This window comes from Paenibacillus sp. ICGEB2008, assembly GCF_000307675.1.
Lineage (GTDB): Bacteria > Bacillota > Bacilli > Paenibacillales > Paenibacillaceae > Paenibacillus > Paenibacillus polymyxa.
Genome location: NZ_AMQU01000026.1, coordinates 58719 through 73342, shown reverse-complemented (window position 1 = coordinate 73342; position 14624 = coordinate 58719). Strand labels below are relative to the sequence as shown.

Here is a 14624-nt window from a genome sequence, read left to right as displayed (position 1 = left end):
ATGATCACAACAGCCAGTCAACTTAGAGAACGTAGCCTGCTCGGATTAAAAGAACTTAGCCGAAATGAAATTGAGTCGATTCTGGATCGTGCTCAGTATTGGGAATCACAGCCGCAAAAACTGATTCCAGTCCTACAGTCACGCTTCGCGGCCAACATGTTTTTTGAAAATAGTACACGCACACGCTTTTCTTTTGAAATGGCGGAGAAGCGACTCGGCGCTCAGGTTTTGAACTTTTCCGCTGCGGCTTCCAGTGTGGAAAAAGGGGAGTCCATTTACGATACTGTGCGTACGCTTGAATCCATGGGCATTGATGCTGGAGTCATTCGCTTAAAGCCAGCCGGAGTGCTGCAAGAGCTTGCTGAGAAGGTCAGTGTTCCGCTGGTTAATGCGGGAGACGGCAACAATGAACATCCAACGCAGGCTTTGCTAGACCTCTACACCATGCGCAAAACTTTCGGTGAGCTTAAAGGCTTGAGAGTATCCATCATAGGAGACATTTTGCACAGCCGTGTAGCTCGCTCGAATCTGTGGGCCTTGCAAAAATTCGGAGCCGAGGTTAGCTTCTGTGCACCAGACAATATGCAGGCATCTGATCTTGCAACGTACGCGCCTTATGTGCCGATGCAAGAAGCATTGCAGGCAGACGTAGTCATGATGCTGCGGGTCCAGCTGGAACGGCATGCCGAAGGAATGTTGCGCTCAGCGGATGAGTACCGAGAGCAGTACGGTTTGACAGAAGAAAGAGCAGCAAGCCTTAAGTCCGGAACAATTATCATGCACCCGGCTCCAGTGAATCGAAATGTGGAGATCGACAGTGCAGTTGTGGAAAGCGAGCAATCGCGAATTTTTCCGCAAATGGCCAACGGGGTTCCGATCCGCATGGCGGTTATGGAACGGGCAATGAAGCTGTAGAAGCTGTCAGCAGGATCGTAGGGAAAAAGTTGCAAAAAACCTGAGCGGAGGAATATTTCAGATGAAACAATTAATTATGAATGCAAGCGTATTGAACGAGCAGGGCGAGGCTGAATTGAAATCCATCCTTATTGCCGATGGGAAAATTTTAGCTATCGCAAATGCGGATGCCGGAGTTAGCCTACTTGTGGAAGAAGGGGCATCTGGGCAAGAGCTCGATGTCGAAAAAATCGACGCCCAGGGAAAACTGGTCATCCCCGGTCTAATCGACATGCATGTGCATCTGAGAGAACCTGGCTTTGAATATAAAGAAACCATTGAAACAGGTAGCCGCGCTGCGGTGAAAGGTGGATTTACCACGATTGCCTGCATGCCGAACACACGTCCGGTTACTGACAATGTAGACACGGTTCAGCTGGTGCTGAAAAAGGGGCAAGAGGCTGGGCTGGCCAAGGTACTTCCTTACGCAGCCATCACGAAAAACGAACTGGGACGAGAACTGACGGATTTTGAAGCGCTCAAAGCAGCAGGTGCAATCGGCTTTACTGATGACGGAGTCGGAGTGCAGAGTGCACAGATGATGAAAGATGCCATGTCACAAGCTAAAGCGCTGGATATGCCAGTCATTGCACATTGTGAAGATAACACACTTGTTGTAGGAGCAGCGGTGACGGATGGTGAATTTGCCAAGCGTCACGGACTCAAAGGTATCCCCAATGAATCCGAGGCTATCCATGTTGGGCGTGACATCCTGCTATCCGAGGCAACCGGGGCACATTATCATGTATGCCATGTCAGCACAGAACAATCGGTGCGGTTGATTCGCCATGCGAAATCTTTTGGCATCAAAGTCACTGCTGAGGTATGCCCGCATCACTTGGTACTGTCCGATGAGGACATTCCTGGGCTGGATGCCAACTGGAAAATGAATCCTCCACTACGTTCCCCGCGTGATGTACAGGCATGCATCGAGGGGCTGGAGGACGGAACGATTGATATCATCGTAACTGACCATGCAGCACACAGTGAGGAAGAGAAGGCAAAAGGGTTGGAGCTGGCGCCATTTGGAATTGTCGGATTTGAAACAGCCTTTCCGCTGCTGTACACCAAATTCGTAGCTACCGGGCAATGGACGCTGGACTTTCTGGTGCGCCGTATGACGGCTGACCCAGCGCGTGTCTTCCGCCTTGATACGGGACGTCTGGAAGAGGGAGCACCTGCTGACCTGACCATGATTGACCTGGAGCAGGAGCAGGCAGTTGATCCACAAACGTTTGCCAGCAAAGGACGCAACACTCCTTTTACAGGCTGGAAGCTCAAAGGCTGGCCGGTGAAAACTTGGGTAGACGGCAAACTGGTATGGTCTGCTGACGAAGCAAAATAATACACAACTACTTAAAAAATAGAACCTTATAGCAGGAAACAAAATAGAGGAGTGAGACGGGATGCAGGCAAGATTGTTACTTCAGGACGGCACGCTGTTTACAGGCACATCATTTGGTGCGGAAGGTGAAAAAACAGGCGAGGTCGTTTTCAACACAGGGATTACAGGCTATCAAGAGGTGCTGACGGATCCCTCTTATTGCGGACAAATCGTAACCATGACTTACCCGCTAATTGGAAATTACGGAATTACTCGTGATGATTTTGAATCAGTACGGCCTTATGTACACGGCTTTGCTGTTCGACATTACGAGCCGGCGCCAAGTAACTGGCGTGCTCAATACAGCGTGGGCGATTTGCTGAAGGAATATGGCATCATTGGTATTAGCGACATCGACACCCGCATGCTCACCCGGATTATTCGCCATCACGGCACAATGAAGGGCATTTTGACGACTGGTTCCCAGCCGTTGGAAGAACTAAAAGAAATGATGTCCGACATGACCATAGAAGAACTGCGTAATCAGGTTCCTTTGACTTCTACTCCTCATCCGTACAGCAGCCCTGGCAACGGAGAACGGATTGTATTGATTGACTATGGTGCTAAAAGCGGCATCCTGCGCGAACTGAATAAACGAGACTGCGATGTGGTTGTCGTTCCGCATGATACGACGGCCGAAGAAATTCGTCGCTTAGATCCAGACGGTATACAGCTGTCCAACGGTCCTGGAGATCCAAAAGACGTACCGCATGCTGTACGTACGGTGGCTGAATTGCTAGGGGAATACCCGATTTTCGGAATTTGCTTGGGACACCAGTTGTTCGCCTTGGCTTCAGGAGCAGATACGGAAAAGCTGAAATTCGGACATCGCGGTGGTAACCACCCGGTGAAAGAACTGGAGAGCGGACGCTGCTTCATCACATCACAAAATCATGGCTACACAGTGAATGAGGAATCGATCCAAGGAACAGAACTTGAAGTGACGCATATTAACAACAACGATAAAACGATTGAGGGTCTTAAACATACTAAGTATCCCGCGTTTTCGGTGCAATACCATCCAGAGGCTGCGCCTGGTCCTTACGATAATGGCTACCTGTTTGACCGCTTCCTGGAAATGATCCGTGAACACAAAAGAAATCAACCAAAGCAACCGCGTCAGGCTGCTATCGCCGCCGCAGTGAGAGGAGAGCGCTAATATGCCGAAAAATACAGAACTTAAAAAAATACTAGTGATCGGTTCCGGTCCTATCGTCATTGGTCAGGCAGCAGAATTCGATTACGCTGGTACACAAGCTTGTCAAGCGCTCAAAGAAGAAGGCGTCGAGGTAGTACTGATCAACAGTAACCCGGCAACCATCATGACGGACACCAATATGGCAGATAAAGTATACATCGAGCCGATTACACTGGATTTTGTAACACAGATTATCCGTCAGGAGCGTCCAGATGGTCTACTTCCTACACTGGGAGGACAGACAGGTCTGAATATGGCAGTGGAACTGGCTCGCGCAGGGGTGTTGGAGCGCGAAAACGTTAAGCTGCTGGGAACTCAACTGAATTCAATTGAAAAAGCCGAAGACCGGGATTTGTTCCGCGACCTGATGCGTGAGTTGGAACAGCCCGTGCCGGAGAGTGTAATTGTAACGACATTGGAAGAATCGCTGGAATTTGCTAACGAAATCGGTTATCCCATTATCGTTCGCCCGGCTTATACGCTGGGAGGTACAGGCGGTGGGATCTGCGCCACAGAAGAAGAATTGCGTGAAACCGTAAGCTCTGGCTTGCGTTACAGTCCAATCGGACAATGCTTGGTTGAAAAAAGTATCGCAGGTATGAAGGAAGTTGAGTATGAAGTTATGCGCGACGGTAATGACAACTGTATCGTGGTCTGCAATATGGAAAACTTCGATCCGGTCGGCGTGCACACTGGTGACAGTATCGTCGTAGCGCCGAGCCAGACGCTCTCGGATCGTGAGTATCAGATGCTGCGCTCCGCTTCTCTCAAAATTATCCGCGCCCTCAATATCGAAGGCGGCTGTAATGTACAGTTTGCACTGGATCCGCACAGCTATCAATACTATGTGATTGAGGTCAACCCACGGGTGAGTCGTTCCTCGGCACTGGCTTCCAAGGCGACCGGATATCCGATTGCCAAAATGGCGGCCAAAATTGCACTAGGCTACACACTGGATGAAATTGTGAATCCGGTAACGGGACAAACGTATGCTTGCTTTGAGCCGACATTGGATTACATCGTGAGTAAAATACCACGCTGGCCATTTGACAAGTTCATTTCTGCCAACCGCAAACTTGGCACACAAATGAAAGCAACCGGTGAAGTCATGGCCATCGGACGTACATTTGAAGAGTCAATCCATAAAGCGGTTCGTTCTCTGGAAATTGGTGTACATCGCTTGCATCTAAAGGGTGCCGATCAACTATCTGATGAGGTACTCAAAGAGCGTCTGGCTAAAGCAGATGATGAACGCTTGTTCTTGGTAGCCGAGGCATTCCGTCGCGGCTGGAAACAACAGGACATTCAGGATGTAACCAAAATTGATTGGTGGTTCCTCGATAAGGTAGAAGGAATTGTTAAGTTCGAATCCATTATCGCTGGAGAGTCTGAGCTGTCCTCGGAAACACTTTATCAGGCCAAACGAAAAGGTTTTACCGACCGCTCCATTGCCGAGATTCGCAGTATGGGTCAACAGAAGAGTATGACAACCGAGTCTGAGGTTCGTGAATTCCGTCTAAATCAAAACCTGCGCCCTGTCTACAAAATGGTAGATACGTGTGCGGCCGAGTTTGAAGCCACAACTCCGTACTACTACTCCTCTTATGAGGTGGAAAACGAAGTGATTCCATCCAACAAAGAGAAAGTCATCGTACTCGGCTCAGGACCGATTCGGATCGGGCAAGGGATTGAATTTGACTACTCCACTGTGCATGCGGTGTGGGCTATTCAAAAAGCAGGTTACGAAGCGGTAATTATTAATAACAATCCGGAGACCGTCTCTACAGACTTCAACACGTCTGACCGTCTCTACTTTGAGCCACTTTTCTTCGAAGATGTAATGAATGTCATCGAGCAGGAAAAACCGATTGGTGTCATCGTCCAGTTCGGCGGTCAAACGGCGATTAACCTCGCAGCTCCACTTAGTGCGGCAGGCGTAAATATTTTGGGTACGAGTCTGGAAAGTATCGATGAAGCAGAAGACCGGAAAAAGTTCGAACAGCTGCTGTCTCGCCTTGCTATCGCCCAGCCTAAAGGCAATACGGTCACGTCGGTAGATGAAGCGGTAGGAACTGCCCAAGCATTGGGGTATCCGGTTCTGGTACGTCCATCCTACGTCCTGGGCGGACGCGCTATGGAAATTGTGTACTCAGATACGGAATTGCTGCGGTACATGGAAGAAGCGGTTAAAATCAATCCAGAACACCCTGTGCTCATCGACCGTTATATGCTGGGCAAAGAAGTTGAGGTTGACGCCATCTGTGACGGTGAAACGGTCTTGGTACCTGGGATTATGGAACATGTGGAACGGGCAGGGGTTCACTCGGGTGACTCGATCGCAGTGTATCCGCCACAACACTTGTCTGACGAGCTGAAGCAAAAAGTCGTGGACATTACGATCAGCATCGCCAAGGAATTGAAAACGATTGGTCTGGTAAACATTCAGTTCGTCATTCATCAAGATGAGGTGTATGTCATCGAGGTTAACCCTCGTTCCTCACGGACGGTTCCTTTCCTAAGCAAAGTAACGAATATTCCGATGGCTAACCTGGCGACACAGGCCATTTTGGGCGGTAAGCTTAAAGATGCAGGCTATACAGAAGGGCTATGGCCTGAAAGTAATTATGTCTCGGTTAAGGTTCCTGTATTCTCCTTTGCCAAGCTGCGTCGTGTAGAGCCAACACTGGGGCCTGAAATGAAATCTACAGGTGAAGTTATGGGACGCGATATCCAGTATGCGAAAGCATTGTACAAAGGACTCGTAGGCGCAGGTATGAAAATTCCATCTACTGGGGCGATCATCATTACAGTAGCGGATAAGGATAAGGAAGAAGCGGTCGAGCTGATGCAGGGCTTTTATAGACTGGGCTACAAAATTATTGCTACAGGTGGAACGGCAGCAGCCTTGGAACAGGCCCACATTCCAGTGAACACTGTTAATAAGCTAAGTGAGGGCAATCCGAATATTCTGGATATGATCCGTACAGGTGAAGCCAACTTTGTCTTCAACACGCTCACCAAAGGCAAAACGCCAGAGCGTGACGGATTCCGCATCCGCCGCGAAGCAGTTGAAAACGGCATTGTTTGCATGACCTCGCTGGATACAGTGCGCGCTCTGTTAAAAATGCTGGAGACGATTAACTTCACATCCGAATCGATGCCAGTTCTGAGCAACTAACGCCTTATGAATAGATAAGCAAAATAAGTGGTAATGGGAAGGACATTCATCAGCATTTGCTGACGGATGTCCTTTATCACGGGCAAATATACCCGAATTGATGTGAAAAGGGGCGGTAGAACGGTGAACGAAGCATTTCAGCAGATGGCAGGACGGCTGATGGTTGCGCTAGATTACCCGGATGCACAACAAGCAGAGCAGTTAATTCGGCAGCTGGAGGGAATTCCTTGTTATATAAAAGTGGGGATGCAGCTGTTTTATAGCGCAGGGCCAGCTTTTGTAGAACAATTAAAATCAAGAGGATACTCCGTATTTCTGGATTTGAAAATGCACGATATCCCTAACACGGTACGGGGAGGGGCAGAGAGCATTACCCGTCTAGGGGTGGATATGTTTAACGTACACGCTGCTGGAGGCCGCAGTATGATGTCGGCCGCCAGAGCTGGAGCTGAAGCAGCGATTTCAGCAGACAGCTCACTTGCCATGCCGCTCATTATTGCAGTTACACAGCTGACCAGCACGGATCAAACGACTATGAATACGGAGTTAGGCATTCCTGGCACAGTACAGGATGCTGTCGTTCGTTATGCACAATTGACGCGTGAGGCTGGACTGGACGGTGTGGTCGCATCCCCATTAGAAGTGCCTGCGATTCGTGCAGTATGCGGATCTGACTTTAAAACTATAACCCCTGGCATACGCCCGGCAGGCAGTGCTACAGGTGATCAGTCGCGTGTGCTTACACCCGGACAAGCCATTGCCCAGGGCAGCAGCTACATTGTCGTTGGACGGCCGATCACGGCGGCACCAGACCCACGCGCCGCAGCAAAACATATTATTGAGGAGATGATACAAGTATGACTACATTAAACAATATCCCAGAGCAAATTGCATCCCATCTGTTACGCATTCAGGCAGTGGCACTGCGTCCACAGCAGCCTTTTACATGGACATCCGGTATTAAATCCCCTATCTACTGTGACAATCGCCTGACCATGTCCTACCCGGAGGTGCGTGAACTAATCGCAGACTCTTTTGCGGCTCTTATCCGTGAACAATACCCTGAAACCGAGGTTATTGCCGGCACAGCCACAGCAGGGATTCCTCATGCCGCTTGGGTGGCACAAAAGCTAAATCTGCCAATGGCTTATGTCAGAGACAAAGCCAAAGGACACGGGAAGGAAAACCAAATCGAAGGCCGTATCAGCGCCGGACAAAAGGTTATGGTTATCGAAGACCTCATCTCTACCGGGGGAAGCTCCATTAAAGCAGCACAGGCTGTAGAGCAAGCAGGAGCTCAGCCGTTAGCTGTATTGGCTATTTTCAGCTACCAGCTGGACAAAGCCACTCAAGCTTTTGAAGAAGCAGGTGTGAAGCTGCAAACCTTGTCAAATTACACCGCCTTGATGGAGGTTGCCTTGCGTGAAGGAACCATTCAGCAGGAAGAGATGGAACTGCTGCGTTCCTGGCGTCAGGATCCGGCTTCTTTTGGCAAATAAGGCTGAGTATTAGAGAGACAACGGAGCTAATAAGTAGTGCGCCACAGACTCATTGCCATCCAGTGCAGATTGTTAGTAATCAAGCTGTGTAAATCGAATTCGATCCGGTTACACTAACTCCTACTATACATGTGAAAAGAGGGAGTTCGGATGTATTGGGTTTACTATGGCAGACTGTACACGACTAAATTTCAGGCAGGATGTTTGGCAAAAAGGCTGGAGCATGATGGCTGGATGTATGGCTACAATGATCCCCGCGCAGTGGAGGTGTACCGCTCGCGCAAAGGTCGTTATGGTGTCCGATTTATTCCATAGGTTTACAAAAATAATTTTTAAAAAGAAAATTTCTAAAAACTATTGACGAAACACAAGAAAATGTTGTATATTAATTAACGTTGCTGTTACGAATATGTAGCGTGAATATACATATTTTTTTGAGGGCCCTTAGCTCAGTTGGTTAGAGCGGTCGGCTCATAACCGATTGGTCGGGGGTTCGAGTCCCTCAGGGCCCATTTCCTCAAAAACCCTTGCTTAGCAAGGGTTTTTTTGTTGTTTTAATCCTCATTTAATCCTCATTTAATCCTCATTTAATCCTATTGAGTAGCAAAGAGAGGGGTAACCTCAGCCCGTCCGTTTTTTATAAGTCTCCGAGTGTATTAACTTTGAAGCATGATAACGTCGCTATAGCTAGTAGGAATATAGGTCCAACAAAGAAAGCACTGCTCGAATAAACGAACAGTGCTTTTTTAACGCTTTTTTTAGTTTACCTTAAGGGTATACACCATTCTCAATTTACCGTTACCGGCGTAAATCTCAACTCTTGCATTCGTTGCAGTGGTGGTAGTTACCACGCCGGAAGCGGAAACGGTGACATTTCCGCTCGCCACTTTATAAGTATCCCCTGGGTAGTTTGACAGCGCATAGGAATAATTACGTGGCAACGTAGCCGTTCTGTAGGATACTCCGTTTACTTGTACAACAGGTGTAATTTCTGGAGAAGGGCCTACTGCTGCGGACGCACTAGGGATAATAATACCCCCAATGAGTCCCAAAGACATAGCTGTTGATAATAATATTTTCTTAGTATTCATAAAAAAATCCTCCTTATGTATGATATGAGCTCCTAAAATATACCATGTAAAATGGTTGCTTTCACTTCATTCGATAAATATTGTAAAAATAATACAATGAAACGATTCTATAGTCTTATAAGATACAAAATAATTAAAATATGACAATTAAAGAAACTCATTTAATATACTGTATTTTTTAGCTATTCTCTATAGCTGGGCCATCTTTGCATAACAAAATAAAAACGGACATCGGAGCGATTCGTCCGAGATCCGTTTTTCGTATGTGCATGTATGGCACTTGATATCAGTTGACAAGTTGATGTGCAAGCTTCTTGCTACTATCTAGATTTCTTTCGACCATGCGTTGTTTTAATGCAGACAGCTCCGTATTTTGACGAATCGCTTCCGCCACCAACTGGGCGATCTTCCTTGCGCCTTCGTCAGAAAAATGGGTATTATCGGCTACACCAGCTGGGTAATTAGGGTGCGTTTTTTCAGGCAAATGCATAAATAGAAGCTGGGACTCTTTTTCGCCCATGGAACGATAAAGCTGCTGTGATGCTTCGAAAATATCGAGCAACGGTGTCTGGGTTTCCTTGGCTACTTGTCTCATGGCAGCGGGATAGGCTCCTACGGCCAGCGGATCAGGTTCACCGTTTGCGGTAAAGCGGCGGCGGCTTACAGAGGTTAACAGCACTGGAATTCCGCCACGTTCCCGAGCGGACTGAATGTATTGAATTAAGTTTAGACGGTACTCTCCATCAGGATCGGTGTAGCGTGCAGGGTCTTCTTTTTTCTCGTCGTTATGTCCAAATTGAATAAACAAATAATCGCCAGCTTGAATATCTTTTTCAATATCAGCTAATCGCCCTTCTGCTATAAAAGATTTGGTGCTTCGTCCGTTGACGGCACGATTATCCACATGAACAGTAGAGTCCAAATGAGCTTGCAAATGTTCGCCCCAGCCTGTCATCGGTTTTTCGGTTGCCCCTTTTTGGGCTGCAGTAGAGTCCCCTGCGATAAACAGTCGAGTTGTCATCTGTTGTCTTGCCTGCGCATATCCATGTTTTTGTAGCCATTTTTCCGCCAGGTCAAGCCATTGTCTGCATTGAAGGTTGTCCTCGGATAGTCCCAAGCCGTGTCGTCCTTCCTCAAATACATGCAGTTCAAACGGAATACGCTCTCTGGATAATGAGAAAGCGAACAACAGGCTATTTTCTACCGGTACAGCGCCATCATTGGCCGTTGTCCACATAAAAGTCGGAGGTGTCTGTGCAGTCACTTGCCGATCGGATGAAAAGGCTTGAAGCTGCTCCAGGGTCGGCTGTTCCCCTAAAAAGTGCGTACGGCTTCCAAGATGCGTATAAGGGTCATGAAATGAAATGACAGGGTATCCCAACATTAGAAGATTTGGTTTTTTCGCTCCGATCGTGGAGACAATGGAGGCCAGGTGACCGCCTGCTGAAAAACCGATGAGACCCACTTGATCAGGGATCACTAGCCAGTCATGCGGTGTTTGGCGAATCCATTGCAGGGCATGTTCTACATCCTCCAGCAAGGAGGTAATCTCGAAATCGCCGACCTGATACTCCAGCACACCCGCATGAATACCTAGATCATTCAACCACCGGGCGATCGGCTCTCCTTCATGTGAGGCCAAATGCTCGTAGCCACCGCCAGGTAATACCAATACAAAAGGACGAGCTTCTCGGACCGCTACGGGATAGAGGGAGAGAAAGGAAGTGTCTAACGGAAATTCTTCTTTTACAATCTGTTCTTTAGAACTAAGGACATGTAACATAAGAGACCTCCAAATTTCTTTTTAACTGCCTTAAACCAAATTAAATCAACTTAAATTGGAATGATACGGATGTAAAAAATAATGCACACGTGAAAAAAATGATTTAAACCTTGTTATGAAAGCGCTATAATTTGGTGTGATACCAAGAACCAAAGGGGGAGCGCAATGAAAAAAGGAAGAATGTTCTACACTATTTTTATTACGATTCTGGTTTTGGGAATAGGATTGGTGGCCAGCTTTGGCAGCTATATCTATTTTACAACAATTAGCTCCGTTGTGGAGAGAGTTTCCAATACCAAGCAAAGCTACATGGCGCAGATCAGAAATAGCCTGGAACAGAAAATCCAAACGATTGAATACGCTTTTAATACGTATAGCACGACCAGTTCCTTTAATGAAGTTGTCAAAAATCCCATTACAGAAAAAGATTTTGTAGCGTATCGGAATGTAAATACCCAGCTCAATTATATTGCTACGATGGGATTAGAAGGAACCGAGTATTCACTAATAAGTCTAAATCAGAATTGGAGAATCTCCAATGGAAGCCTGTCTTATTTGACGAAAACGGAACGAGAAAAGCTGATTAGTACCTATATCGACCACCAGGATAAGGGACTATTCTGGATTAAAACAGATAAAGGAATCCGTTTTGTGAATACCTTGCCTGTATTTTCCAAAAAGAAACAGGCCATCGCGCTATCTGATATTTCGTCGCAGACGTTAAGCCATACCATTCAAACAGAGGATCATATGCCTGTGTTTATTTTGAATAAAAAAGGCGACTTAATGTACGAAACTGAGCCTGCTACTCCCTTATTGTCTACTCAGCAGCTTCAGCACATTTCAGAGGTTACTGCTAAATCAAACAACACGGGCATGCTGACATTGGAGAAAACGGAGCATCAGCCAGCGCGGCAAATCATTTATGCTAAATCTGCTTACAACAATTGGACTTACTTAACGGTATTAGATAAAAAAGAGATTGCAAACGCGTTTCAAACGACCAAATTTGGGATTATCATGATGGGCCTTGTATTAACGCTTTTAATGGTGGTGGTGGCATACATCATTGCCATTTACTTTACCAAGCCATTCCAGCAAATAAAACGCAGCTTACCGAAAAATCCCAATTTCGCTTTCAAAAATGAACCTTCTAAAAATGAAATTGAGTGGATTATTAATTCCATCGACAACATTGTAACAGAGAAGGAAAGCTTGGAAAGTCTCATTCAGTCCGAAATGCCACAGTTGGAAACGCAATTGATTCTCAACCTGTTTCGCAAACGTGTTTCCGCAGAGGAATTGGCACGAAAAATGCCACGCTTGGGCTACCCGCAGATCGAGAATCAAATGTATATTACCTTGTTGGTTCAACTGGATAATCTGGGAGATCGAGAACCTTCGGATAAAGATGTTTTACTGCTGGCTATTAACAAAATCGTAGAAGAAACGATTCCTGAGCAGCAGCGTATGCTTCCGATCATTTTGAACGATAACACCCAGGCTACCATATTAATTTTGGCAGGTAAGAGTGCACAGGAAATGAGAAAGCAAGTGCTGGATCATGCGACCCTTTTGATTCAGAATGTAAAAGAGTATTTGAATGTATCCATCAGCATCGGTATTAGCACAGCGTATGATAACTTATTAGAAAGTAAAGAAGCTTGTGAGATGAGCAAGCAAGCATTGCATCACCGTTTAAACCTAGGTAAAGAGTCGATTATTTTTTATGAGGATATTTCCATGGTCATTTCAGGTCCGGTTCTGCTGCATTATCCTGCGGAATTGGAATCCAAACTGTTTGATGCCATCCGCATAGGAGATGAAGAGCAGGTATATCATACCGTGCACTCTTTGTTGGTGGAAATGATGACAAAGAACAACCACTCCATGAACTTTGAAGTGCTGCTGGTACGCTTTGTCAATAACCTCATCCAATTAGAGCAGCTATTAGGGATTGAAGTACTGCTAACGCAAGACAATCATGCCTTGTATCACCGTTTGCTGGATATCCGTAACCCGGAGGAGATAGAACGCATGCTGCTGGAACAGGTTATTTTCCCCATGGTAAAAAGCATGAAGGAGAAGACCAACCAGCAATTCCGCTGTCTCTCTGAGAAAATTGCCGCGATTATCCGTGCTGAATATGACCAGGAATTATCATTAGAACTCATTGGAGATCGACTGCATTACAATCCAAATTATTTAAGCAGTATTTTCAAAAAAGAATACGGAACGACGTTTAGTGAATATCTGATGGGCTATCGCCTGCAAATGAGCAAGAAATGGCTCGTTGAGACAGATATGACGATTAAAGAAATCGCCGAGCGGCTTCAATATCATAATTCGCAAAACTTTATCCGCTCTTTTCGAAAAAAAGAACAGGTTACACCAGGGGCTTATCGAAAGATGAAGCAAGCCAATTAACCTTTAACCGCCCCCAGCAAGGCTCCTTTGACAAAGTGCTTTTGCACAAATGGATACACGATTAACATCGGAACGGTCGCTATAACAATGACCGCCATCTTAATCGTCTGCGCAGGCGGGATGACATCTACCGCAGTTCCTTCTGCCTGCATACCACTGGAGACGATGACAATTTGGCGAAGTAAAACTTGAATTGGCCATTTGGCAGAGTCATTGATATAGAGAATGGCGTGCATATACGTATTCCAGTAGGCAACAGCGTAGAATAAAGAAATGGTTGCAATAGAAGGCAGGGCTAATGGCAACATAATTTTAAAGAAGATACCAAAATCGTTGCACCCGTCCATCTTGGCCGATTCCTCCAAATCATCCGGCAATGCCTGAAAAAAGTTACGCATGATAATCAGGTTAAATGCATTAATAGCTACGGGCAGAATCAAGGACCAATACGAATTGATCAGTCCCATGCTTTTGACAACGAGGAATGTCGGAATCATCCCCCCGCTAAACAACATAGAAAACACGACAATGAAGTTAATCGTATTGCGGCCAAGCAGATATTTTCGGGATAATCCATAAGCCATAAAAGCGGTAAAAATCATACTTACAACTGTACCCACGATCGTTACTCCGACTGAAACCCCAAGTCCTCTAAAAATCGTTGGAGTGGATAGGATATAGCGATAAGCATCCAGTGAAAAAGTTACAGGGAATAAAATGAACTTCTTGGCCACTACTTCCTCAGTTGAAGCAAATGAGCTGGCGATGATATTCAAAAAAGGCAAGAGACAAGTGAGGGCAATGAGAATCAAAAGTGTACTGTTTACAATGTTGAAAATACGACTGCCTAGTGATTCCTTTTTTCGTGATTTTGGTTTGATTAATGGTTGTTCCAATGTGGGTGACCTCCTTGTAATCGTTTACATGTAAACCTTATCAAGAGGAAAGAATTCCGTATATAATCAAATCTTGAGGTGTTCTCTAAGCGTGGAAAAAAGAGGATGATCATTAAGTTGTGTAGTAATCATTAGCTAAGGTGAAAAGGCTGTAAAGTAGGCTGTTCGCCTATTTTTGTAAACGCTATCATTTGATGATTATATGCGGAATGAC

At 46.1% G+C, this 14624-nt stretch carries 11 protein-coding genes and 1 tRNA gene; 9 read left to right on the top strand and 3 right to left on the bottom strand.

Annotated features, from left to right (window positions below):
- The 8 genes from C400_RS0121135 to C400_RS0121100 all read left to right on the top strand — a co-directional run bounded on the left by C400_RS0121135 (position 1) and on the right by C400_RS0121100 (position 8725).
- On the top strand, positions 1-915 hold the full coding sequence (locus tag C400_RS0121135) for an aspartate carbamoyltransferase catalytic subunit (RefSeq protein WP_016821528.1): 915 nt from the start codon (positions 1-3) through the stop codon (positions 913-915).
- Between the two features lie 61 nt (positions 916-976).
- Complete coding sequence (locus C400_RS0121130; RefSeq protein ID WP_017428122.1) at positions 977-2299, top strand: dihydroorotase; 1323 nt, start codon at positions 977-979, stop codon at positions 2297-2299.
- A 61-nt stretch (positions 2300-2360) separates the two neighbouring features.
- Entirely contained in the window at positions 2361-3497 is a 1137-nt protein-coding gene (gene carA / locus C400_RS0121125; RefSeq protein ID WP_013372064.1) for a glutamine-hydrolyzing carbamoyl-phosphate synthase small subunit, read from the top strand.
- A gap of 1 nt (position 3498) precedes the next feature.
- Entirely contained in the window at positions 3499-6714 is a 3216-nt protein-coding gene (gene carB, locus C400_RS0121120) for a carbamoyl-phosphate synthase large subunit (protein WP_017428121.1), read from the top strand.
- A gap of 66 nt (positions 6715-6780) precedes the next feature.
- A complete protein-coding gene (gene pyrF, locus C400_RS0121115; RefSeq protein WP_017428120.1) occupies positions 6781-7575 on the top strand; it encodes an orotidine-5'-phosphate decarboxylase in 795 nt (264 codons plus the stop codon).
- Entirely contained in the window at positions 7572-8213 is a 642-nt protein-coding gene (pyrE, locus tag C400_RS0121110) for an orotate phosphoribosyltransferase (protein ID WP_017428119.1), read from the top strand. Before pyrF ends, pyrE begins: the two co-directional genes overlap by 4 nt.
- 150 nt (positions 8214-8363) lie before the next feature.
- A complete protein-coding gene (locus tag C400_RS28150; protein ID WP_010345444.1) occupies positions 8364-8528 on the top strand; it encodes a hypothetical protein in 165 nt (54 codons plus the stop codon).
- A 123-nt stretch (positions 8529-8651) separates the two neighbouring features.
- Positions 8652-8725 (top strand) — tRNA-Ile (locus C400_RS0121100).
- Positions 8726-8971: 246 nt separating this feature from the next.
- On the opposite strand, the gene C400_RS0121095 is transcribed toward C400_RS0121100, so the two are convergent.
- The gene (locus C400_RS0121095) at positions 8972-9304 is read right to left on the bottom strand and encodes a hypothetical protein (protein WP_017428118.1); all 333 of its coding nucleotides are present in this window, start codon (positions 9302-9304) and stop codon (positions 8972-8974) included.
- Positions 9305-9590: 286 nt separating this feature from the next.
- Positions 9591-11087, bottom strand: coding sequence for a GDSL-type esterase/lipase family protein (locus tag C400_RS0121090; protein ID WP_017428117.1), 1497 nt, complete (start codon positions 11085-11087; stop codon positions 9591-9593).
- 165 nt (positions 11088-11252) lie between these two features.
- Between C400_RS0121090 and C400_RS0121085 the strand changes: the two genes are divergently transcribed.
- On the top strand, positions 11253-13514 hold the full coding sequence (locus C400_RS0121085; RefSeq protein ID WP_017428116.1) for a helix-turn-helix transcriptional regulator: 2262 nt from the start codon (positions 11253-11255) through the stop codon (positions 13512-13514).
- Here the strand turns inward: C400_RS0121085 and C400_RS0121080 are convergent.
- Positions 13511-14410: a carbohydrate ABC transporter permease gene (locus tag C400_RS0121080; RefSeq protein WP_016821518.1), complete on the bottom strand. Its 900-nt coding sequence runs from the start codon at positions 14408-14410 to the stop codon at positions 13511-13513. The genes C400_RS0121085 and C400_RS0121080 overlap by 4 nt on opposite strands.
- Between the last annotated feature and the right edge of the window lie 214 nt (positions 14411-14624).